We start from the raw sequence: 20,023 nt of genomic DNA on the forward strand, positions 1-20,023 counted from the left end.
CAAAATGTGCCACTTTTCGCCATCTATGTGCCACTTTTCGCCATTTTTATTTTAAATATCAAATAAATATTGGTATAATTATAAAATATATTCATTCTTGTTTCAGAATTGAGCTTAGATTAGTATAGCAATTTTGTTAGTGCATTAATTACAACTAAATCTTATATCAATGCTTTTAAAACATTGGTAATACAGTGACTATTGTAAGTATTCTATTAATTACATGCGATTGATTTAGATCCACTAGCTATTATTAAAACATAGCGCAGTACAAACAATATCAGGGTATCATAAGGCAGAGCGACGCATTGTATTAGAAGATAAAAAAGGTTAATTACTTAATAATGAAAGGCCCACTACTATCACAAAGTAGTGGGCCTTTCATTATTAGTAATCTATTTCCCATGTGACATAGAACCTACTTAAATGTTATCTACAGGCCTATTCAACTGCGTAAAATGTAGCTTACTGACAGAACTCATGCTATTAGCTTACCCACATAAGCGCCTTCTAGCGTTGAGTGCACTGGCTTCATGATAAGCGTATCAAGAAGCGTTTGTATCTGCTCTGGACGGGTACGACGGAAGCGAGCGGCTAAGTGGGTCGTGCAGGGCCACACCCACTGCGGTAGAGCTTTTCTTTGTGCCATGCGTTGCTCCGCGTCCCCCGTCAATCTCTTACCCACTGTGCGCTGGCTACTGTTCTTGCTACTTGCCAGCCTGAGCCACCGAGCTGCTGCGCAGGCTATCGCATCCGCTGTGCCCAGCGCGCCGCACCTAGTTCACTACTACGAAGGCACGATTAACGGCAAGCTATCCGTGCACCTGTATTTCTTCAATATCGATGCCGAGAACATGCTGGCGGCCACCTACTACTATCATAAGGAAAAGGGTGAAATTACCCTACAGGGTTCTCCCTATGCCAAGGGCAAGCTGCTGCTGATGGAGTACACTGATGGAGGTGGCTTCGAGATGCTCAGCGGTATTTTCACCCTTACGCCCTATTCAGATGGCAGCCTGCGAGGCACTTGACAGGCACAGCCCACGACGGCAGGGGAGCCGCTGCTACCAGTGCTCTTGCACCCGACTCAAGGGCCGGAGCCAGCCACCTGCCCCCCTGCGGGGCTCACCCAGCAGCCCCGACGCATCTTGCCTACTATCACTACAGGCCATAAGCCGCTCGATGCCGTTATTGCTCGGGTATTACGGGGTGAATTAGCAGCTATTGACGGCGACGCAGGTACGCAAGCCTGCGAGGTGAGTTACTTTGGCCACAACTTGTTAGGCCTGCACCTAAGCAGCGAGATGGTAGGTGCCAGTGTGCATGCGTCTTACAGCTCGCAGACACTGGACTTGTGTACAGGCCAACCCGTGTACTTCCCCAATGAACTGGATACACGCCGAGAAGCAGCTTTTCAACTAGAAGCCAATTGGCGACTGCATCAGCAAATCGAGGAATATATCGAAGAACGTGGCCCGCAAAGCAAGGAGCCGCTGCTGAGCGAGGACGATGTAGCGGGATTACGGGAGCAGGAATTTGTGCTTGATCCTGAGCAGCTAGCTGTGGTAGATGGTTTCGTGTCTTTTCCCTATCAGGTTAGCTATGAGCTGCTGTCGGACTTTATCGCGAAGGACTATAATGGGCGGTTCGGGCCCGACTTCACCTTTGAAGAGCTACAAGCCTACCTACGCCCAGCCAGTCCCTTGCGACGGCTGATACTACCTAAATCAGCATCGTTAACGAAGCGATTAACTCCACGTACCCTCAGTAAGTAGGGCAGAAGCTGCTTGTCATAATTTGAAAGATTCGCGCTTCTGGAACTTCGTGCCCGAGTACTGCCTAGTTTACTAACAACTACCTCAAGCAGCACCGGGCTCGCCCAACCCATGATACCAGACTGGATTTACGAACGCCTTCGCCTGTTTGCTGACCCCCGCCTGCGCTTCAATGCTGAGCTACACGAGTACCACCTCGACCAGCGCCAGCTCACGTCCTGGAGCCAGTGGATTAAGCAATACAAAGAAACCTTCGACGCGCAGGCCCAGGCTCCGCGTACGGCCGCTAAGCGTGGCCTTACCACCGAGCAGGTGCTAGCTGAATGGAAGCGTAGTAACTGGGTAGGCACCAAAACGCACGAGTATATCGAGGCCTATTACCAGGATGCCAATGCTTCTTGCGAGTACGATAGGGAGGTCCTGCTACGCTGCCAAAAGTTTCTAGCCCTGTACCAGGGCCGGCTGCAAGACTTTCTGCCAGTGGCGCAGGAGTTACGTGTTTTCCATGAGCCCACTGGCCTGTGTGGCACGCTTGACTTCCTGAGCTGGCACGTGCCCACCCAGCAGCTTTACGTGCTCGACTGGAAGACTAATAAGGCCATCAACTCCGACCGCGATACCATCTGGCGCATGATGTGGGGGCCGTTCGCTGACTTGGCTGACCACGAGCACAACACGTACTCGCTGCAAATCAGCCTCTACCGCGTACTGCTCGAAGAGGCCGGTATTCCCACCGGCTGCGGGGCTATCGTGCACCTACCGCCGGGCCGCTTGCCCGCTCAAGTTTACCAAGCCATCGACTACCGCAGTCGTCTGCGTGACGTGATTTTTTAGCATGAGCTAAATGCACGAAAACAGTTATTTAGCCTACTGCAAGCTTTGCCACCTGTCGGCGCAAGAGTAGACAATCCAGCTTATAAGCATAACCGATATGCACCAGTATTAAGCTAGTTAATTTTGGCAAAAGTTTGCGTAGTTGTATGTTTGCTAGGTACTTACTCACTTGAACGATGACAAAGTTTGACTTGAGCGCCCTTAATGAGGCGGATAAGCAGGAGCTTATTATTAGAATGCTAGTTGACTTTCACTCAGTCATTCAAATGTGGACAGACCGCGATACGAAGCGTCAGCTTGATGAAGCTAGCACGACAGACCAGCGCAAGGAGATACATATGAAGTTGAGGCAAGATTATGTGGCCGCTAGGGCGCGCATTATGGAGGCATACGGCTTAACAGAGCTGCTGGGCTCATAAAGCTGCTGCGTAACGTTCTCTGGCTACCCCGCATAAGCTCCCTCGGGTGTCGGCCGTACCAAGGCCAAAGCGGTAAGCGTGTCGAGCAGCGGCCGCACGCGCTCGGGCCGCGTGCGGCGGAAGCAGGCAGCTACCTTATCTACCGTGACCGGCGCGGCTGCCTGCGTCACCACAGCGCGCACGGCCTGCATCTGCTGGGCGAGCTCACTGGGCCAGGGCTGGATGATAGCGAGGTCTACTCCATTACAAACTCGGCATCCCACCGCCACCATACACCCGGTGAAACTCCTTGCTTACCACGTCGGCCGTAATGTTGATATAGCGCTTAAAGCTGGCCCAGCTCTTGTGCCCGGTTATCTTCATTACCAACTCGGGCCGCAGGCCCTGCTCGAGCCCTAGCGTAGCAAAGGTGCGCCGGCCTGTGTGGCACGTGAGCCGCTGCCACTTGGCCAATGTCTCGCTCTCGCGCCGGCCGCCGCGGTAGCGTACCATCTCCACTGGCGTTGTCAGTTCAGCACGCTGGCCCAACTCTTTTAGAAAGCGGTTGAGTACTTGGTTGGTCAGCGGTCGCAATTCGCCCGATAGCACGCGCTCGAGCAGGGCCTGCGGCTTCGGGGCGCAAAGGCACTGTCACCACATCCTTAGTTTTGTGCATCACCAGCCGCAACGAATTGCCACGCACGTGCTCAGCCCGAATGCTCATCAAGTCCGAGTAGCGTAGGCCCGTGTAGCAACTCAGCAAGAACAAGGAGCGGGCGTTGTCGAGATAGCCGTCAGCCGGGAGGGCCAGCGTAGCCAACTGGGCAATTTCTTCTGCTGTGAGCGTCATGATATCTGGCTCACGTTTGGTCCAGGTCAAACGTGGGTAATAAGTATTGGTGTGGAGGTCGCGCGCTGCCGCCCACTTCATGAATACTTTGACGCGGGCCAGCACCTTGGCCACCGTATTGTCGGTAAGTTTTGCCGGCCCGATGAGGTAGGCGCCAAACCTGTCACCAAAAGCAGGAGTGATGGTATCGAAATCCACCGCGTAGCGTTGCGTTTGCGAGAACTCACGCAGGTGGCGCATTGCCGTTGCATAGGTGCGCGCTGTTCCAGCTAGGCCAGCAGCATGTTTATGGCCTACCCATTCTTCTACGTATTGTCAAAAGCCAGCCGTAGCCACCGCCGCTACCTGCTCAGCGGGCACCGGCACCACAGCCGCGCGTAATTCCTCCGTGCTGGGTAGCTGACCCTGGGCGCGGTGCGTGCGGTAGCAGTCAAGCAACTGCTGCTCGGCCAACTCCAGTGCGTCGTTGAGCGTGCCGTTGTCGGGCAGCCCACGTACCTGAGCGCGCTGCTCTCCCTTTAGCCACTGCTTAGGTAGGATGCTCAGGCCGGTGTACACTTTGACGCGCTGCCCGTCGAAGCTGATAAAGGCGAAGATGGGCGTAAGTTTAGTAGCACTGGGCTCCTTGAGCAGGAACGAGACGGAGGCCATAAAGAGGGTAGGAGTGAAGCTGCCCTAAAACTACGGTCTGTCCCCCGCCTGGGGGACGAATAGGGGACAAACTACCCGATTAATCCTGATACTAACCAGACTTATCTAGACGTTCGCTTTCATGAAACTGCCTTTACATCATTTAGAAGGCACTTTTAGTAGTAGTTCGAATCTAGCTGAGTAGATAGGTGCGGGCCCAATTGAGGCCACTAAAACCCCAATAAAAGCCCCGTTAAGGGGCTTTTTTCGTTTATGCACCCAGGTGAAGTTTAGTTCATTAACGGAAATTGAGAAGCGAAGAAAGCGACACAAGGCTACCCTTCTGACGTTTTAATCCGGTGCGCCTTAGCTGGATTACTTCACAACGGTATGCTGGAGCAATAAGGAGAAATATAGATTTCCTGAAGGTTCATTGACCAGCAACCCATTATTGGCTGGCGTAGTACAGCGCGCCGCCTTATTTTGCGCACTTGATGCCAGTCTCCCTTACGCCACCTGCTGACACCCTAGCTGCCTCCTCGCTCAACCTGTTGCTGTGGGCTGCTGGCCAGCACGGCGCTGATGTGCCGGCGCTTTGTCGAGCCATCGATTACGACGCGGCTCTTACTGATAACCCCGATGCCCGCGTGCCACTCGCTACCATTCAGCGCTTGTGGCCGCTGGTGATGGAGGCCACCCAAGACCCCTATTTTGACGTGCACCTCGGGCGCATGCTCAATTTTACCACGGCGGGCACGCTAGCGTATGTGTTGCTGCACACGCCTACGCTCGGGGCGGCCATCACCCAGCTGTGCCGCTACCAAGATTTGGCGTGCCAGGGCGTGCGAACTACTCAAACCCCCGCTCCCGAGTGGCCTGGGGGTATCTGGCTGCGGGTGGAGTTGACCAGCCCGGCCATCGTCTACCCGCGCTACGTGCTCAACTCGGAGCTGTCGATTTACTGCGCATTCTTTGCTGCGCTCACTGGCCGCCCCGTAACCCCACTGGCTGTGCACCTAGCCTACCCCCGCCCAGCCGATACACGGGCCCACGAGCAGGCATTCGGCACAACGGCGTTGGCGTTTGATGCGCCAGTAACCCAAGTGGCGTTCGATGCCGCGACGCTGGCCCTACCCGTGCTCCACGCCAACCCTGGACTATTCCCCTTATTTGAGCAGCACGCGGCCGCTCTGCTCGCCCAACTGCCTACCAGCCAGCAGCCCACCTTAGTCGAGCAGGTGCGCCGCGAAATAGTGCACCAACTGAACGGGGAAGTGCCCACGCTGGCGACCGTGGCCGACCGCCTACATCTGGGCGTGCGAACCTTGCAGCTCAAACTCAAAGCGGCCAAGCACACCTATCAGCAGCTGCTAGATGAGGTGCGGTGCGACCTAGCGGAGCGCCATTTGCGCGAGCCCCACCTCAGCACCACCGACATCGCCTTTTTGCTCGGGTACTCCGAGCCGAGCGTATTTGTGCGCTCCTTTAAGAAATGGACGGGGCAGACGCCCGGGGCATTTCGCCGCTAGGGTGGTCGCTAACCGCCCGATTGCGGTCGACCCAATAGGCCAGGAGCACAGTCAACCAAAACAACTGGCCCGACCACCCCAGCGCCGTAATCGAAGCCGGTGGCGGACTGAACAGGCTGCCTAGGTGTACTAGAATTAAGAAAGCCACCAGCCCCACCAAACCATAGCGCCCCACGCCGTTGCGGGCTTGGGTACGCCGCGTATAAAGCCATAGGCCAGCGCCCAACAGCACAAATTCGGCCACCTGCGTTAGCCCTAGGTGGTTCCACAGCCCAAAGCCGAGCAGCGGCGAGGGACCAGGATAAAGCGGCAAATCGGGGATATGCACGACCACATCGAGCAGCCAGTGGCTGGGTACTAGCAGGCCCACCACTACCGCGCCCCGCACATTGCGGCGCAGCAGCCAGTAGGCCAGCCCCAGTAGCAGGCCTGCCACCACTTCGCCCACCAGGCTGTGCGTGAAGGGGTAATAGACGAAATCGAACGCGTTGGTCGCCGTGGCATGCGGCACGATGCGGACCCGCTCAATGCCCAGCAGCAGTAGCGTGGGCCACACCAAATCAGCTAGTTGGGCGGCCAGGAAAAGGGTGCCTAGCGACACCCGAGGTTGCAGTGTCTTGGCGCCGAAGCCGACGCCGAAATGTCCGAGGAACATAAGCTTTGAGGGAAATGTGGTTGGAATACCGCACAAAGTTCCTACCCCCTCCGAGCGGCGCTGCTGACCATTTCCGCAAATCGAATTGACCAAAAACGAAAGGCTAGGAGTTGCCTTCCTGCTTAGAGCGTATTTAGAATTGTCTTGCTCCTCTGGCGTCCGCTTGTCGAAGCAGCTCTACCGCCCCGTTGGACGGCTTGGATGAAACAGCTAAGATGCTTCGGCAAGCGGACGCCAGAGGAGCAGAAGCAGCGCGAATTAGTCGGCCACTTCTTTGTCAGTTAAAAGAGGCCCTAAACTCCAGCGGCGACAAGTTCGTCTTGGCCTTGAATAGCTTGCTGAACGAGGGTAGATGCTCGAACCCTAGCTCGTAGGCAATTTCGCTGACGGTCAGGTTAGTCGTGGACAACTTTTCCTTGGCTTTGGCTATCAGCCGAGCATGAATGTGCTGCTGCGTGTTTTGCCCAGTTACGACGCGTAGCAAACTGCTTAAATACTTGGGCGACAGATGCAGGCACTCGGCTACGTAATGAACGGTCGGCAAGCCTCGTTCTACTAGGTTATCGCTGTTGAAGTAATCCTGCAGAAGGGTTTCCAAGCGTTCGAGCGCCTCGTGGTTAGCCTTTTCGCGGGTGAGGAACTGGCGATGATAAAACCGGTCGGCATAGTGCAGCAAGCTTTCCACGTGCGAGACGATAATCTGCTTGCTGAACCGGTCGATGGTCGAACAATATTCTTGCTCAATAGTGCGGATAATAGCCAGGATGGTCGCCTCCTCTTTGGCGGAAAGAAACAGGCCTTCTTTGAGCGAGTAATCCCAAAAATCGTACTGCTGGATGGTTTTGGCCAGCGGCGTATTCCACAGAAAATCAGGATGAATGTAGATTACCCACCCTGATTTCTCAATCTCCTCGTCGGGGTCGGCAGTTGCCATGCTAAACACCTGGTTGGGAGCCATGAAGGACATAATGCCTTCCTTAAAGTCAAACGAATGCTGCCCGTATTTCATGTGGACATTGCGCATGCGCTTGACAGAAATGGTGTAAAAATCAAACACCATGCTCGTCGGCTCCTGGCCATAGCGGTGCGGCACGGTGCCCACATCTATTACGCTGAGCAGCGGATGCTGAGGCTTGGGCAGCTGCACAAACTCGTGAAACTCGCTTATCGTGGTAAAGCGTCTCATGCCGGCTCGCCGTCGGGGCGTATTTTCAGCACCAACTTACCTTGCACGTGCCAAGTTTGGCTTTCGCGGTGGGCTTCGGCCACCTCCGCCAGCGGAAATACTTTGCTGATGAATACCCGCACCTTACCAGCATCAATCAGCTGGGCAATTTCCTGCAACCATTCCTGCCGGGGCTGATTGTTCGACAACTCGCCCGTGGCCTTCTTTTGGGCCAGGGCCGCCTGCACGGCCTCATCGAAGGGGAAATCGACATTGACGCTGACGAATGTGCCGCCTTCCTTCAGAACGGTTATAGCTTTCACCCGCGCCGCGTTATCGCGCACCGGCGAGGCTTCTAACACTACGTCCACATCGCGCACCAGCTCTTCCACGTTCTGGCTACGGTAGTCGATGGCCTCGTCAGCCCCCAGCTGCCGGAGGTGGTCTAGGTTGCCCGCCGACGCAGTACCGATAACGTACGCCCCTTTGGCCTTGGCAAACTGCACGGCGAAGCTTCCCACGCCGCCCGAAGCCCCCTGAATGAGAATGCGTTGGCCAGCTTGCAGTTTGCCATGCTCAAAGAGGGCCGTCCAGGCCGTGAGGCCGGCCAGCGGCACCCCGGCCGCCTCGGTAAAGCTGAGGCTTTTGGGCTTCAGGGCAAATTGACTGGCTTTGGCTGCGCAATATTCGGCGTAGCTGCCATTGCCGGGAAAGTTCGGCTCGCCATACACGGCATCGCCTTTCTGAAACCCGGTTACGGCGCTGCCTAGCTCCTCCACCACACCGGCGGCATCCCAGCCTAGGGTCATCGGCAAAGTCAGATACGCCCGCAGCGCATCATTGCCGCCTTCCCGAACTACCCAATCTACTGGGTTCACTCCGCTGGCATACAGCTTGATGAGAATTTCGTCGGCCGCCGGCACCGGGCGTGCTACGTCTTCTAGTTGCAGAACCTCGGGTCCGCCAAAGGCATGAATTCTGACCGCTTTCATAAGGAAACTAGTATTGGTTAATTGACGCTACAAAGGTCGTCTTTGCCTGCCCGGCAGGTTTAACCAAAACGCCCTTTGCTTTAGTCAAAAGGGCGCGGCAAACTATTTGATGCCTAACCGCAAACCCGGTGGGTAGGGGGCACCACCTGCGGTTTTCACTGTAATTGCTGGTAGATATTAATAGCTCCCTTCGTTGTTTGATAAGCCGCTGGCCTACCCCCACACCAGCGCAAAAGCCCGCTCCAGGTCTCTGCTGCGCTGCTTAAGCAGTAGATGGTAGCAGCGTGGCGAAAAGCCCGGATAAAATTTTCATTCAACATAAGGAGCTATTCCTGCTCTAATTTTAGGGTAGAGTCGCGCGTAGGTGGCTAATGGCCACCGACAAGCATAGTAAGCAATCGGGGACGCAAATACGCCAGCGGCGGCCTAGCCGGGCCCCGGTAGCAACCGGACCTCTGCGCTGCCCGTGGCTTCACTGCTACCCCGTGCCGTTCGTAATCCGTTTATTTCCTTCGTCAAGTTTCTATGTACGTAGCCCACATTGCGTTGTGGACGCCCGATTTGGAGCGGTCCCGCACCTTTTATACTACTTTCTTCGGGGCTGTTGCCGGCCCGCGCTACCACAATCCCACGCGAGAGTTTACTTCTTACTTTCTCTCTTTTGCCTCCGGGGCGCGGCTCGAATTGATGCAGCAGCCGGGTCTGCTAGCGGCGGGTGCTCCTCGGCTGGGCTACGCCCATCTGGCGATTGCTACTGGCAGCCTCACGCAGGTAAACCAACTGACCGAGCGCTTGCGCGCGGCGGGCTACCTCGTAGTCAGCGAGCCCCGCACGACGGGCGATGGCTACTACGAGAGCGTGGTGGCAGACCCCGACGGCAACCTACTGGAGCTGACGGTTTGAGCACGGTTCAATCGCCCTATCGGTCGCGCTTCTCTCTTAACTGTAAACGTGCTCGCTACGAGCAAGCGCAACGCGAGCGCCGATAACCTATCGAGCAGCCTCGCTAAAGCTTAATTCAGCTCTACGACTACCGCTAAGTACTAATCGCGCTTACGTGGGGCGAAAAGTTATGCGAAGTCCTTGCTAGTCATGTTGCTACCTGCCTTCTTGACCGAACGTTGCGTAGGAAGCTGACCTGTCCAGGGTAACCGCCCGGCTCTATAAGTTATCTTTCTCCATGCAGCACCAAGAAGTTGAACCTCCTCAAGCGCTACGCGATACCATCCAGAGTTTTTGGTACACGGGAATGGATTTAGGGGAGCTGCCCGCGCGTTTTGAGGTCGTGCCAGATGGCTACGCGGAAATCATTTTTCATTTCGGCAGTGGTTGTAGCATCTCCACTGCGGGCGGTGTGCAGCCCTTACCCTCCCCGTTTCTAGTGGGGCTGCTCAACCAGCCGGCGCTTTTTATTGCGCAAAATCGGTTAGAACTTATTGGCATTCGATGCTTTCCTTGGGCTGTGTTCGACTTGCTCGGCCTGCCGGCCGGGCAAGATGGCGTGCGTGCCCTGGCACATCCCCTTGCGCAACTTCAGGCGGCTTTAGCGGAGTGGATGCGAGCGGGCCAGGTAGCCGAAGCACTGGCTGAGGTGACCCAGGCTTTCTTGACTGCCCAGGTGGGCGTGGCGCGTGACCGGTTACTCAGCCAAGCGGGCGATGCGATGCGGGCCGCCGGTGGCACCTTGCCAGTCAGCCAGGTAGCGGCAGCGGCTCATGCCACAGTGCGCACCCTAGAGCGAAAGTTCAAACAGGCAGCGGGCTATACAGTGAAAGACGTGTCCTCGCTGATGCGCTTTGAGCAGGTCCGCTTCCGCATCTGGCTGCAGCCGGCAGCTAGCTTGGCCAGCCTGGCGCAGGACCTGGGCTATGCAGACCAGGCGCACCTTGGCCGAGAATTTAAGCGTTACAGCGGCACTACGCCCGCGGCCTTTGCGCGCAAAGCCAAGCACTGGCAACAGGCGGTCAGCACTGATTTTGTCGCGTTTATTCTAGCCTAAGGCCGGTGCGTTCCAGAATTTTGTGAGGCAATCATGCGCGCATGATTGCCTCACAAAATCTACTAAAAATGGAATCGGTAAACAGAAAAGAAGTACTTGTTTCGGGCGCCAGCATCGCCGGCCTTTCCACCGCTTATTGGCTGAGTAAACTAGGCTACCACGTTACGGTAGTGGAGCTGGCAAGCGAACCGCGCAAGGGCGGGGCGGCTATTAATGTGCAAGGGGATGCGCTAGCCAGCGCGAAGCGGATGGGCATTTTTGAGCGCTTAAAAGCCCACCGCTTGCAGCTGGAACGGTTGGAATTCAAAACCGCCGACGATGTGACGGTCGGCTCGACGATGCTGCAAAACGAGGAAATACCTCTGGCGGACGAGGATATTGCCGAAATCGAAATTGAGCGCGCTGAACTAATAACCATCTTAGTAGAGGCTGTAGAGGATAAAGTTGATTTCTTGTTCAACAGCCGCGTCATCGCTTTGCACGAAACAGCGGACGCTATCCACGTCACGTTTAAAAATGGTTCGACCCGTGCGTTTGACCTCGTATTCGGGTGCGATGGGTTACACTCGGGGATTCGACAATTATGGTTTGGCCACGAAGCCGAATACGCCCATTCTTTGGAGCATTATTCTTCGCTCACCATCGTCAACCACTTGTTGATAAAAGAAAATACTGCCCAGCTGTACAGCACGCCGGGCAAGGGTGTAATGTTGAATGCGTACAACGGAAAAACCGACATCATTTTCTGGTTCTTTTCCGAACAAGAAATTTCGTATGATTACCGAGATACCGACCAGCAACGAAGCATTATTGCGAAACAATTTACTGGCCAAGGCTGGCGAACGGCCGAATTATTAGACGAAGTAAAACAGGCCAATATTTCGTATTTCGATAAGTTCTGTCAAATCAAAATGCCGTCGTGGACCAAAGGCCGCGTGGCCTTGGTGGGTGACGCCGCCTACTGCGCCTCGCCCGCCGCAGGAATAGGTGCCTCGTTAGCCATGAGTGGCGCGGCCGCCGTTGCGGAGGCGTTGGAAAAATACGATGGCCATTTTGACTCGGCCTTTCAAGCGTACAACCAAAATTTGCGGCCATTTATAGAGGAAACGCAAGCCACCGCCCTAACCATGTTACACGACTTTCTTATTCCCAGCACCGAAGAAGCTATTCGTATCAGAAACAGCCAGGAAAGCCCGTTTTAGTAGCGCGGCGCCGGGGCCAGTGGCGCGCTGAAAGTGCTAGCGTGGGCACGCGCCTAGGGGGTAGGCCGCTCTATTTTTGTTGCCTTTGAAAATCTCTGTAGGCGTTAGGTCCTGGCCCGACCAAACCGCCCGGCGCGTTGCAGTATAGCGACCATTACATAGCCAGTGAGCTGAGCTTGGTCAAATAAAAATATCCTTAAGCTAACACGTTATAAGATTTCAACATGACAAACAGCAAGATAACCTTGTCGGAAACAACAGCTGAAGATTTGCATGACTTATTTCAATTTCAGCTTGATAAAAAAGCAATTTATTTAGCCGCGTTTACTCCTAAAGACCCGACTGATAAACTTGCTTACATGGCTAAGTATTCAAAGCTATTAGCTGACCCAACAATAACTATGCGGACCATAAAAGCTGACAATGAAATTGTAGGCAGTATAGCAAAATTTGTCCTGGAAAATAACGCTGAGCTTACTTACTGGATTAACAGAAAATATTGGGGGCAGGGTATTGCCACGAATGCCCTTAAAATGTTTTTAAAAATCGAACAAACCAGGCCATTATTTGGGCGTGTTGCCTTTGACAACTTTGGCTCACAAAAGGTATTAGAGAAAGGTGGCTTCGTAAAAATCGGAAAAGATACAGGGTTTGCAAATGCTCGACAAGCTGAGATTGAAGAATTTATTTATCAGCTTACGAATTAAAATAGGGGTAGTAAAAAGCAGCTACTGTTTCATCGGTCAGGATGATACTGCAAGGGACAATAGGGAAAAAGCTGCCTACTATTACCTCCGAAATCCCGAATTTTAAGGCAGTACAATTAGTCACCTAAGTGCTGTTTTTACTGGTGTTAAAAACCCACATCTTGCCTAATTGCCCGTAGAAATTATGCGGTGATAGGCGCTCGAAAACCAGTAGTGTACCATTGCTTTATTGGAGAAGTGCTTTTCACTATGCTTACTTGCTCTACGACTAACCTACCTGAGCAGTACTACTATAGGCGCACGAATGAATAATTTAAAACTCGCGGGCTCTATCTGTTATAAGCCGGTAGGGCGTTTGCAGAAATTGCGTCACCTTTTGATTGAACTCGGTGGTGTAAGCGATGAGTGTGCTATGCCCCGAATTGGGGAGTATCCATAAGTACGACCGCTTAATGTTTTCCGCAATTAGGAGTGTATGCTGCGGGCGTACCACATCGTGGTCTCCCCCAATTACGAGGGTAGGGGCCATAATTTTGTGCAAGTCAGCCAGGGAAATATGTGGTTGTTCTTTGAGTAATTTGAAGTACTTATACACCATCGAGTCAAGGGGCGTCTTGGGCCGTGTTTCCTTAAACCACCCACCCAGCATATTATAGGTCTTCGTGACCCGTTGGAGGACTGCCGGGTCTACAGCGGTAGAATCTGGTTGCAGGTTTGCCCCCGTTACAACTAGTTTTTTGACTTTCGCCGGATGTCTAATGGCTAATAGCAAGCCATTGATACCGCCGTCGCTCCAGCCGATGACATTGGCAGAGTCGATATGCATAGCCGTGAGCAGGGCCGCGTAGTCGTCGGCCATCATTTCGTAAGAGAGCGAATCAATTTTGTTGATGGACTGCCCATGTGCTCGGCTATCGGCCACAATAACTTTATAGGTTTGGGCGAAATAGGGAATTTGCTTGGCAAAGGCCTTAATGCTACTGCCATTCCCGTGGATTAGCAACAGAGGCTTGCCCGTGCCATATACCTCACAATACATTTTAAAGCCTCGAAGGGCATAAAACTTCCCGGCCTTAGGGTTGCGCCCGTAAAGGGTGGTTTTTTGCAACTGGTCATACGCGGTTTGAAGTTGCGCCGGGGTGGCTTGCCCCAAGCAGGTCAGCGTGCTCAGCAACGCTCCCACCCAGATTACAAAAGCCAAAAGCAAGTGCTGGTAAGGCAAGCAAGCGGTGCGGCGATGAGACAGTTGCATTGGGGGGCGGTGAAAAGGACAGCGGATATTGAGCAATTGCGAGGTATTTCGCAAAAGATAAAAACTGCTTTACTTATTGCTTATCCCTCATGAACATTGATACACATCCACGAGCTTCACCAAGCAGAACCAAGTAGAGGTTATCTAGCCTGGTGCTTGCTTTAGGCAAAGCAATCGGCGCGGCTATATTGCCCTGCCTGAGGTGAACGCAGTGCTTACCCAAACGTGATGCCGTAGCGCCCACAGATTTCGGCTACGATGGCGAAGTCGAGCGGGCCAGCTGGTAGCGCGGCCAATTCCTCAAACATGTGCTCGGCCCCCGCCGGAAATACCGACAGCATAACGTGCGCTTTTTCGGTGCCCACCACGCGCCAACTGTGGGCAATGCCCCGGGGCGCAAAGAGCACGTCGCCGGCCCTCAGGGTTTTCACCATGTCGGCAGTTTCGTACTCCACTTCGCCCGCCAACACCTGAAATAGCTCATCGTCGAGGGCATGCACGTGGCGGGGAATACCCGTGCCGGGCACGTTGAGCTGCTCGATGAGGGTAAACTGCTGGTTGGTATCCTGGCCGGTTAGTTTGATACATTGCTGGTCGCCTAGCACGTTGAGCCGGCGGCCCGTGCCGGCCGGCACAATGGCTGTGGGAGTGAAGGGTAAAGAGGTCATAAAAAGGAGAGGGGGTAGGACGGTGTGCAACCGATGGAAGAATTGAGAGTAACCTTGATAGCCAGCTACTTCTAGTAGACACTGCTGGCTTAGCGGCCGTGGTGTGTTGAAGTTGACAAGGAGCAAGAGACACCGAAATAGCAGGTGTGGCAGAGGGTGGCTTCTGGTGGGAAAGTGCACAGGCCCGCTGCCTAATGCTACGTCTTAAGGCTGAGCAAAACTGATGTATAGAAATGGCTTGTCAATTGCTTCCTGCGTTCAGCACAGAGTTAGCGCGGTCGCCTACGCCCTCGGTGCGCGGGTTGGCCGGGTCGGTGAACCAGCGGCCATCTACCACAAACTTGTATTGCAGCGGGCCGGGCTCAACTTCTACCTCGGCTACCCAGGCATTGCCCTGGCGCGTAAGCAGGGTGGCCGTGGCCGACCAGCTGTTGAACGAACCAGCTACCGAAACTTGCTTGGCCTGGGGCTCGCCTTGTAGCATAAACCGTTGCTTAGCCAGCTTCGGCGGGTGCAGGGCCCATTCTTGCAGTTGGCCCTGGAGCACGCCGCGCCAATCGGGCGGCGTGCCAGGGGAGGTAGCGATAGCGCGCAGCGCCAGCGCCTGTGCTGCGGGCAGGGCCAGCGGCAGGATGACCGTCGTATCAGGCCGCACGCCCACGCCTTCCCAGTTGGTGTGGGTGATGGGGTTGATGGCCCGGCCCACAGGCAGGAAAATGTCGAAATGCTCGCTGAGGCGGAACGTACCGCCCGGATTGGCCCCGCCGCCGCTGGCCTGGCCGATTAGCGTGGCGCGCTTTTGTGTTTGTAGGTCGTAGGCCAATTCTTCAGCCCCAGAGAACGTATTAGGTCCAATGAGCACATAAAGGGGCTGGGTAAGGTAGCGCGGGCCTGGCACCTGGGTGTAGGTCCACGCCTGCTGCGTGCGGTTGCCCTCGCGCCAGTATAAGTCGTTGAGGTGGGTAGGCGCGGTAAAGAAGTAGCTGCACAGCAGCGGAATAGCAAATTCTGACGTAGCCCCGCCGCACTGGCGCAAATCCAGAATCAGGGCATCGGTATGGGCTAGGTAGTTTAGGGCCGCCACGTAGGAGTCGCCGGCTACGGCCGGGCTGGCCAGATACTTCAGGTTCAGATACCCAATATTGTAGCGCAGCACTGACAGGTCGAGAATGCCAAAATTTTCGCGGCGCATGCCTTCGCGCATGGCGGCCAGCTGCTGGGCTTCCTGCTCGGCGGTGGGCTTAGCATTCCAGACTTGGTCGGTGGGCACGCCCTCGGGGTGGTAGCCAATGTTGAGGTGCTTGTCGTGGGCCAAGGCGTAGAGGTCCGCAGTCAGGCGCTGGGCCAGGGCCTGGCCATCGGCGATGGCTTCGTAGGTACGCTGTTTTTTGCGTACCTGCTGCGCTAGGCGCTGGGCCATATCGGGAAAAACGTACCGTTCCCGGAGAAGTTTGCTCGCCGTTTCCAGCATTTGCCGGCGCTCGGCGGGCGCTAAATCTTGCGCGGTGGCCGGTTGGTATGCCAAGAATAACAGACTCAGCAACCAGGTGATTGAAGCGAATGCGTACATGATAATCGGCTGTTTATCAAAAATACAAAAACTGTTCAATGAACCCAATGCCTTGCCTGCTAGCTATTTGCTGGATGTGGATTAAATGCTAGGCGTTGTCAGGCTGCATGGCAGCGTAGGAGTGCCCGCCCAAAACAGTGTTGATGAGGTAGCGTGGGCTGATGCTGTTGCGCCAGCCAATACCCAAGTTTTGGCAACGAGTTGTTGCTCGGGGCGGACGCGGGGGTAGGGGAGAAGCCGCTGCCGTTATGATAAGAACCTAGAAGAATATGCCTTAGAGCTTCCTCTAATGTGCGCCGAGGTGCGGGGGGCGGCGCAGCCTTTCGGAAGAGATTATTAGCTCCCCGCCTCACCCGTTGTGCAGTCGGAGCGTATAGCCGTCTTTTGCACCATGGCGTGGGCTCCCCTTATTTCCTGGTCTAGGCGCTGCTACCCCCTACTGGCCGGCGCACTAACCTTGGCTGGCCTAAGTAGCTGCTCGGTGGGGCGTATTCCGCAACTCGACGCCGGCTACTACCAACTCGGGCGCACCAGCGACTCGTTGCTAACGCGGGCCGTGGCAACTGGCCCAGGGCGCCGCTTCTACATCGAGCAGCCTACCCCCGATACCCTGCTGCTCTACTCACCCGCTACCCCCTTAGCGCCCCCTGTCCGCTACGGCCTGCGCCCCCAGCACCACGTACTGCTGCTGCACCGCGAATTTGACTTTGATATTTTTACCCTACCCTTCAAAGTGCGCCCCGGCCGGGAAGGGGTGCCGGTGCAGCTCAACACGACTTTCAATGCGGCCCTCTACGTCGGCCGCCGGCTCGATGGCTATCACCTCATCCGGCACCGCCTACCCACCGGGCGCACGACGCCCCTGATTCGCACCGTGGGCCTGGGCTACGGGCTGTTTACGGGCGTGGGCTCCTCCTTTATTACGGCCGACCTGACGCGGCAGCATGCCACAGTAGAGTACGAAGGCTTTGTGGTGCATGGCGGGGCCGCCGCCATTTATGATGCCCACGTGTTTAATCTGGGCGTGGCCGTCGGCGTAGACCAACTGCTGGGGCCGGACGCGGCCTATTGGCTCTACCAACGCAAGGCTTGGTTTGGGCTCCTGTTTGGCTTAAACCTCAATTAGCGCCCTTGGCAAATCAAGAAACAAGGCGGTAGTAGGCAGGGCCGAGTGGCTGCCTGACGCAGCTAGGCTGAGCCCTACCTACGCGGATGGGCCTGGGTAAGTAAACAGGAAAACGCACTACTAGGCACTAGCGAAGTGCGCCTGCTGGCGTTTTACGCGAGATGCCTCTACTAGGAGTTTAGGCAGGAAACGAAACTGTGAAGGTGGAGCCCTTCCCCAGCTCACTGTGCACGGCGATGGTGCCACCCGCATTCTCCACGATGCGCTTGACCATGTACAGGCCCACGCCCGAGCCCTCCACGTGCGCATGCAGGCGCTGAAATAGTGTGAACAGCTTATCCTGCTGCGGCACGCTCAGCCCCAGCCCATTGTCTTGAATTTCCAGGACGACTTTGTTTTCCTCGTGGTGGCAGCGCAGTTGCACCTGGGGCACGCGGGCGGGGTGCCGGTACTTGACGGCGTTACTAAGTAGGTTGTAGAGAATAGAGCGTAGATGTTGCGGCGCAAACTGCACGGTCGCCCCCGCGTCGATAGCCACCGTCAGCTGCGCGCTCGTGGCTTCGAGCAGCGGGGCTAAGTCTAGGCGCACGGCCTCAACAATGGTGGCCAAATCCACGGCCTGGTTGGGCTCGGTGCGCACCTGTTGCAGGCGGGTGAGGTCGGTGAGCTGAGCGATGGTGAGGCGAAAGCGCTCGATTGATTCCTGCATCATGCCTAGCACCCGCGGCACCAGGCCCGTCTGCTGGGCGGCGGTCGGTAGCTGCTTGCGCAAGAGCAGCAGCAGGCCTTCGATGTTAGCAATGGGCGCTTTGAGGTCGTGCGAGGCCGTGTAGATGAAGTTATCTAAGTCCACATTGGTGTGCGTGAGTTGCTGGTTCGTGCTGGCCAGCTCGGCCGCCATGGTCTGCGCCTGCCGGGTATTGGCTTCAGCCGCCTGCCTCGCGTTCACCAGCTCCGTCACGTCGGACAATAGGCTGTAAAAACCCACCACAACGCCGTGCTGGATGTCGGGAATAAAGCTGCCGTGGATATGCTTGATAAAGTCGGGCCGGTAGGGCATAGTCAGCTCAAACTCGACACGCTCGCCCGCCAGCGCCTGCCGCAGATACGGGTGCACCTGCGCATAGGCGGCCGGCGACACCAATTCGGGTGGGGTAAGGCCAACTATGTCGGCGGGAGAACGCTGAAACCAAGATTCATAAGCCTGGTTGGCAAACCGGTAGGTTAAGGTGCGGTCGAGGTAGGCAATGAGCACGGGCAGCGCATCGGTCAGCAGCCGCAACCGGTGGGCGCTGGCTTCGACCGCCTGGCGGGCCCGCACTTGCTCCGTGATTTCAAACGCAAAAACGATGAGCCCATCGATGCAATTGGCCGCATCGTAGCGGGCCTGGTAGACAAAGTTGAAGTACCGGTCTTCCAGCACGCCATCGGTAGGGCGCACAAACTGTATGAGCACCTCGCGCCCTTCGAAGGTTATCCCCGTTTCGTATACCCCGCGTAGCATGGCCGGCACGGGCTGGCCCACTAGCTCGGGCATGGCTCCGAGCACGGGCTTGCCAATCAACTCCCGGCCGGGAAATAGCGCCTGGAACCCGGCGTTCACGAACTTAAAAACTAGCTCCGGCCCATCCAGCATACAAATACCGGCGGGCGCTTCTTCAAACAGTCGGGCCAGGCGCGCGCGCTGGCGCTCAGCCTCCATGTGAGCAGCATCGGCTTCTTGCGTGCGGGTGCGCACGCGAGTTTCCAACTCGTGGTTAAGTTGCTCGACTTGCCGCCGAGCCTGCACCTGCTCCGTCATGTCGTAGGAAAAGTCCAGCAGGCCCTCAATCTGGCCCTGTGCATTGCGCAAGGGGTGAAAAAACAAATTGAGAAACAGCTGCCGAGGCTGGCCGGTACCCGCCAAATCGAGCCACACTTCCAGCTCCTGCTGGTAGCTGGGCTCACCGGTTTGGTACACCTGGTCCATCACGGCCAGCACGCCTTGCCGCTCCGTTTCGGGCAGCACCTCGCGCAGCGAGCGGCCAGGCAAAGATTGGGTCGGAAAGTAGCGCTGGTAAGCGGGATTAACGAACTGATAGACGTGGTTGGGGCCGTAGTAGGTGGCTACCTGGGCAGGTAGCGCCATCAGTACTTCGTAAAAGCGCTGGCGCTGGGCCTGGGCTTCGGCGCGGGCCGCTTGCTCAGCAGCTTGAGCCTCGCGCAGGGCTATTTCCACGAGGGTACGCGGCTGGTCTTCGGCATCGGTAAAGCTGACGAGCAAACCCGCGTCCAAGCGGCGCGCCTGCGCGCGAATGTACTTGTCGTACCCGTCGGCCTGGTAAAATTGCTCGAGTATAGCCAGCGCGCCGTTGGCCTCGAAGGCGTCGCGGTGGAAGGCAAAGGCGCCACTGGCCACGCTGCCCGGAAATTGCGCGAGGTAAGTGGTAGCGGGCTGCTCGGGCAGGCCCAGCATGCGCTGCGCAGCGGGGTTGAGGTAGCTGAAGTGAAAATCTGTTACGGTGGTGCCATCTGCTGCGTAAACGGGCAGGTAGTACACAACCCCATTGGGCAACTGCTGCAGCAATGCTGACAGGACGAGGTCAGCCGGTAGCCCAGTGAACAACGAGGAGGAAGAGATAGGAGCAGCAGGAGCATCCATAAAAAGGAGGGTGAGCAAAAAACCAGCGCA

General features: G+C 55.9%; 21 protein-coding genes and 1 pseudogene. 11 read left to right on the plus strand and 11 right to left on the minus strand.

The genetic code is table 11. The features are described from left to right. Positions 1 to 686 precede the first annotated feature (686 nt). From GO988_RS02500 to GO988_RS02515, 4 genes are all read left to right on the plus strand, one after another. Positions 687 to 1,031 carry a hypothetical protein gene (locus GO988_RS02500; RefSeq protein WP_157561948.1) on the plus strand — a complete coding sequence of 115 codons (345 nt, stop codon included), beginning with the start codon at positions 687 to 689 and terminating at the stop codon, positions 1,029 to 1,031. A gap of 117 nt (positions 1,032 to 1,148) precedes the next feature. Continuing rightward, on the plus strand, positions 1,149 to 1,775 hold the full coding sequence (locus GO988_RS02505; protein WP_157561949.1) for a hypothetical protein: 627 nt from the start codon (positions 1,149 to 1,151) through the stop codon (positions 1,773 to 1,775). 111 nt (positions 1,776 to 1,886) lie between these two features. After that, positions 1,887 to 2,609 (plus strand): hypothetical protein, encoded by a 723-nt coding sequence (locus tag GO988_RS02510; protein ID WP_157561950.1) that lies wholly within the window; start codon positions 1,887 to 1,889, stop codon positions 2,607 to 2,609. A gap of 176 nt (positions 2,610 to 2,785) precedes the next feature. Then, on the plus strand, positions 2,786 to 3,028 hold the full coding sequence (locus GO988_RS02515; protein WP_157561951.1) for a hypothetical protein: 243 nt from the start codon (positions 2,786 to 2,788) through the stop codon (positions 3,026 to 3,028). 23 nt (positions 3,029 to 3,051) lie between these two features. On the opposite strand, the gene GO988_RS02520 is transcribed toward GO988_RS02515, so the two are convergent. From GO988_RS02520 to GO988_RS02535, 4 genes and pseudogenes are all read right to left on the minus strand, one after another. Continuing rightward, on the minus strand, positions 3,052 to 3,219 hold the full coding sequence (locus GO988_RS02520) for a hypothetical protein (RefSeq protein WP_157561952.1): 168 nt from the start codon (positions 3,217 to 3,219) through the stop codon (positions 3,052 to 3,054). Between the two features lie 52 nt (positions 3,220 to 3,271). Then, entirely contained in the window at positions 3,272 to 3,556 is a 285-nt protein-coding gene (locus tag GO988_RS02525; RefSeq protein ID WP_232341340.1) for a site-specific integrase, read from the minus strand. Next, positions 3,540 to 4,157: pseudogene (locus tag GO988_RS02530) on the minus strand (tyrosine-type recombinase/integrase); the annotation flags it as partial. The pseudogene GO988_RS02530 and the gene GO988_RS02525, both read right to left, overlap by 17 nt. A gap of 15 nt (positions 4,158 to 4,172) precedes the next feature. Then, entirely contained in the window at positions 4,173 to 4,508 is a 336-nt protein-coding gene (locus tag GO988_RS02535) for an Arm DNA-binding domain-containing protein (RefSeq protein WP_157561955.1), read from the minus strand. A gap of 473 nt (positions 4,509 to 4,981) precedes the next feature. Between GO988_RS02535 and GO988_RS02540 the strand changes: the two genes are divergently transcribed. Continuing rightward, positions 4,982 to 6,016: an AraC family transcriptional regulator gene (locus tag GO988_RS02540; RefSeq protein WP_157561956.1), complete on the plus strand. Its 1,035-nt coding sequence runs from the start codon at positions 4,982 to 4,984 to the stop codon at positions 6,014 to 6,016. Here the strand turns inward: GO988_RS02540 and GO988_RS02545 are convergent. The 3 genes from GO988_RS02545 to GO988_RS02555 form a co-directional block, all read right to left on the minus strand. Further along, positions 5,973 to 6,671: a hypothetical protein gene (locus GO988_RS02545; RefSeq protein WP_157561957.1), complete on the minus strand. Its 699-nt coding sequence runs from the start codon at positions 6,669 to 6,671 to the stop codon at positions 5,973 to 5,975. The two genes, GO988_RS02540 and GO988_RS02545, sit on opposite strands and share 44 nt — an antisense overlap. A 277-nt stretch (positions 6,672 to 6,948) precedes the next feature. Further along, complete coding sequence (locus tag GO988_RS02550) at positions 6,949 to 7,857, minus strand: helix-turn-helix domain-containing protein (RefSeq protein WP_157561958.1); 909 nt, start codon at positions 7,855 to 7,857, stop codon at positions 6,949 to 6,951. After that, positions 7,854 to 8,828, minus strand: coding sequence for an NADP-dependent oxidoreductase (locus GO988_RS02555; protein WP_157561959.1), 975 nt, complete (start codon positions 8,826 to 8,828; stop codon positions 7,854 to 7,856). Before GO988_RS02555 ends, GO988_RS02550 begins: the two co-directional genes overlap by 4 nt. 525 nt (positions 8,829 to 9,353) lie before the next feature. Between GO988_RS02555 and GO988_RS02560 the strand changes: the two genes are divergently transcribed. The 4 genes from GO988_RS02560 to GO988_RS02575 all read left to right on the plus strand — a co-directional run bounded on the left by GO988_RS02560 (position 9,354) and on the right by GO988_RS02575 (position 12,736). Then, positions 9,354 to 9,731, plus strand: coding sequence for a VOC family protein (locus tag GO988_RS02560; RefSeq protein ID WP_157561960.1), 378 nt, complete (start codon positions 9,354 to 9,356; stop codon positions 9,729 to 9,731). Positions 9,732 to 10,008: 277 nt separating this feature from the next. Then, positions 10,009 to 10,827 carry a helix-turn-helix domain-containing protein gene (locus GO988_RS02565; protein ID WP_157561961.1) on the plus strand — a complete coding sequence of 273 codons (819 nt, stop codon included), beginning with the start codon at positions 10,009 to 10,011 and terminating at the stop codon, positions 10,825 to 10,827. Positions 10,828 to 10,868: 41 nt separating this feature from the next. Beyond that, positions 10,869 to 12,029, plus strand: a complete 1,161-nt coding sequence (locus tag GO988_RS02570) for an FAD-dependent monooxygenase (protein ID WP_198172477.1) — start codon at positions 10,869 to 10,871, stop codon at positions 12,027 to 12,029. A gap of 224 nt (positions 12,030 to 12,253) precedes the next feature. Next, a complete protein-coding gene (locus tag GO988_RS02575) occupies positions 12,254 to 12,736 on the plus strand; it encodes a GNAT family N-acetyltransferase (RefSeq protein WP_157561962.1) in 483 nt (160 codons plus the stop codon). Between the two features lie 313 nt (positions 12,737 to 13,049). Here the strand turns inward: GO988_RS02575 and GO988_RS02580 are convergent, their stop codons facing one another. The 3 genes from GO988_RS02580 to GO988_RS02590 all read right to left on the minus strand — a co-directional run bounded on the left by GO988_RS02580 (position 13,050) and on the right by GO988_RS02590 (position 16,076). Then, a complete protein-coding gene (locus GO988_RS02580) occupies positions 13,050 to 13,937 on the minus strand; it encodes an alpha/beta fold hydrolase (protein ID WP_232341341.1) in 888 nt (295 codons plus the stop codon). Positions 13,938 to 14,203: 266 nt separating this feature from the next. Then, on the minus strand, positions 14,204 to 14,656 hold the full coding sequence (locus GO988_RS02585; protein WP_157561963.1) for a cupin domain-containing protein: 453 nt from the start codon (positions 14,654 to 14,656) through the stop codon (positions 14,204 to 14,206). Positions 14,657 to 14,897: 241 nt separating this feature from the next. Then, positions 14,898 to 16,076, minus strand: a complete 1,179-nt coding sequence (locus GO988_RS02590) for a S41 family peptidase (RefSeq protein WP_232341342.1) — start codon at positions 16,074 to 16,076, stop codon at positions 14,898 to 14,900. A 31-nt stretch (positions 16,077 to 16,107) separates the two neighbouring features. Here GO988_RS02590 and GO988_RS23705 point away from each other — a divergent pair, with 31 nt between their 5' ends. Together GO988_RS23705 and GO988_RS02595 are read left to right on the plus strand one after the other, a co-directional pair. Next, entirely contained in the window at positions 16,108 to 16,311 is a 204-nt protein-coding gene (locus GO988_RS23705) for a hypothetical protein (protein ID WP_198172532.1), read from the plus strand. 372 nt (positions 16,312 to 16,683) lie between these two features. Then, positions 16,684 to 17,352 carry a hypothetical protein gene (locus GO988_RS02595; protein WP_157561965.1) on the plus strand — a complete coding sequence of 223 codons (669 nt, stop codon included), beginning with the start codon at positions 16,684 to 16,686 and terminating at the stop codon, positions 17,350 to 17,352. 178 nt (positions 17,353 to 17,530) lie between these two features. Here the strand turns inward: GO988_RS02595 and GO988_RS02600 are convergent, their stop codons facing one another. After that, positions 17,531 to 19,993: a PAS domain-containing sensor histidine kinase gene (locus GO988_RS02600; protein WP_157561966.1), complete on the minus strand. Its 2,463-nt coding sequence runs from the start codon at positions 19,991 to 19,993 to the stop codon at positions 17,531 to 17,533. Between the last annotated feature and the right edge of the window lie 30 nt (positions 19,994 to 20,023).

The sequence above is a fragment of the Hymenobacter ginkgonis genome (assembly GCF_009755225.1).
Classification (GTDB): Bacteria; Bacteroidota; Bacteroidia; order Cytophagales; family Hymenobacteraceae; genus Hymenobacter; species Hymenobacter ginkgonis.

What these genes read in the sequence shown, in the direction of transcription:
- GO988_RS02510 (WP_157561950.1), top strand. Translation starts at nt 1,887, where the DNA reads ATGATACCAGACTGGATTTACGAACGCCTTCGCCTGTTTGCTGACCCC.
- GO988_RS02515 (WP_157561951.1), top strand. Translation starts at nt 2,786, where the DNA reads ATGACAAAGTTTGACTTGAGCGCCCTTAATGAGGCGGATAAGCAGGAG.
- GO988_RS02520 (WP_157561952.1), bottom strand. Translation starts at nt 3,219, where the DNA reads ATGCAGGCCGTGCGCGCTGTGGTGACGCAGGCAGCCGCGCCGGTCACG.
- GO988_RS02535 (WP_157561955.1), bottom strand. Translation starts at nt 4,508, where the DNA reads ATGGCCTCCGTCTCGTTCCTGCTCAAGGAGCCCAGTGCTACTAAACTT.
- GO988_RS02540 (WP_157561956.1), top strand. Translation starts at nt 4,982, where the DNA reads ATGCCAGTCTCCCTTACGCCACCTGCTGACACCCTAGCTGCCTCCTCG.
- GO988_RS02545 (WP_157561957.1), bottom strand. Translation starts at nt 6,671, where the DNA reads ATGTTCCTCGGACATTTCGGCGTCGGCTTCGGCGCCAAGACACTGCAA.
- GO988_RS02550 (WP_157561958.1), bottom strand. Translation starts at nt 7,857, where the DNA reads ATGAGACGCTTTACCACGATAAGCGAGTTTCACGAGTTTGTGCAGCTG.
- GO988_RS02555 (WP_157561959.1), bottom strand. Translation starts at nt 8,828, where the DNA reads ATGAAAGCGGTCAGAATTCATGCCTTTGGCGGACCCGAGGTTCTGCAA.
- GO988_RS02560 (WP_157561960.1), top strand. Translation starts at nt 9,354, where the DNA reads ATGTACGTAGCCCACATTGCGTTGTGGACGCCCGATTTGGAGCGGTCC.
- GO988_RS02565 (WP_157561961.1), top strand. Translation starts at nt 10,009, where the DNA reads ATGCAGCACCAAGAAGTTGAACCTCCTCAAGCGCTACGCGATACCATC.
- GO988_RS02570 (WP_198172477.1), top strand. Translation starts at nt 10,869, where the DNA reads ATGATTGCCTCACAAAATCTACTAAAAATGGAATCGGTAAACAGAAAA.
- GO988_RS02575 (WP_157561962.1), top strand. Translation starts at nt 12,254, where the DNA reads ATGACAAACAGCAAGATAACCTTGTCGGAAACAACAGCTGAAGATTTG.
- GO988_RS02585 (WP_157561963.1), bottom strand. Translation starts at nt 14,656, where the DNA reads ATGACCTCTTTACCCTTCACTCCCACAGCCATTGTGCCGGCCGGCACG.
- GO988_RS02590 (WP_232341342.1), bottom strand. Translation starts at nt 16,076, where the DNA reads ATGGCCCAGCGCCTAGCGCAGCAGGTACGCAAAAAACAGCGTACCTAC.
- GO988_RS02600 (WP_157561966.1), bottom strand. Translation starts at nt 19,993, where the DNA reads ATGGATGCTCCTGCTGCTCCTATCTCTTCCTCCTCGTTGTTCACTGGG.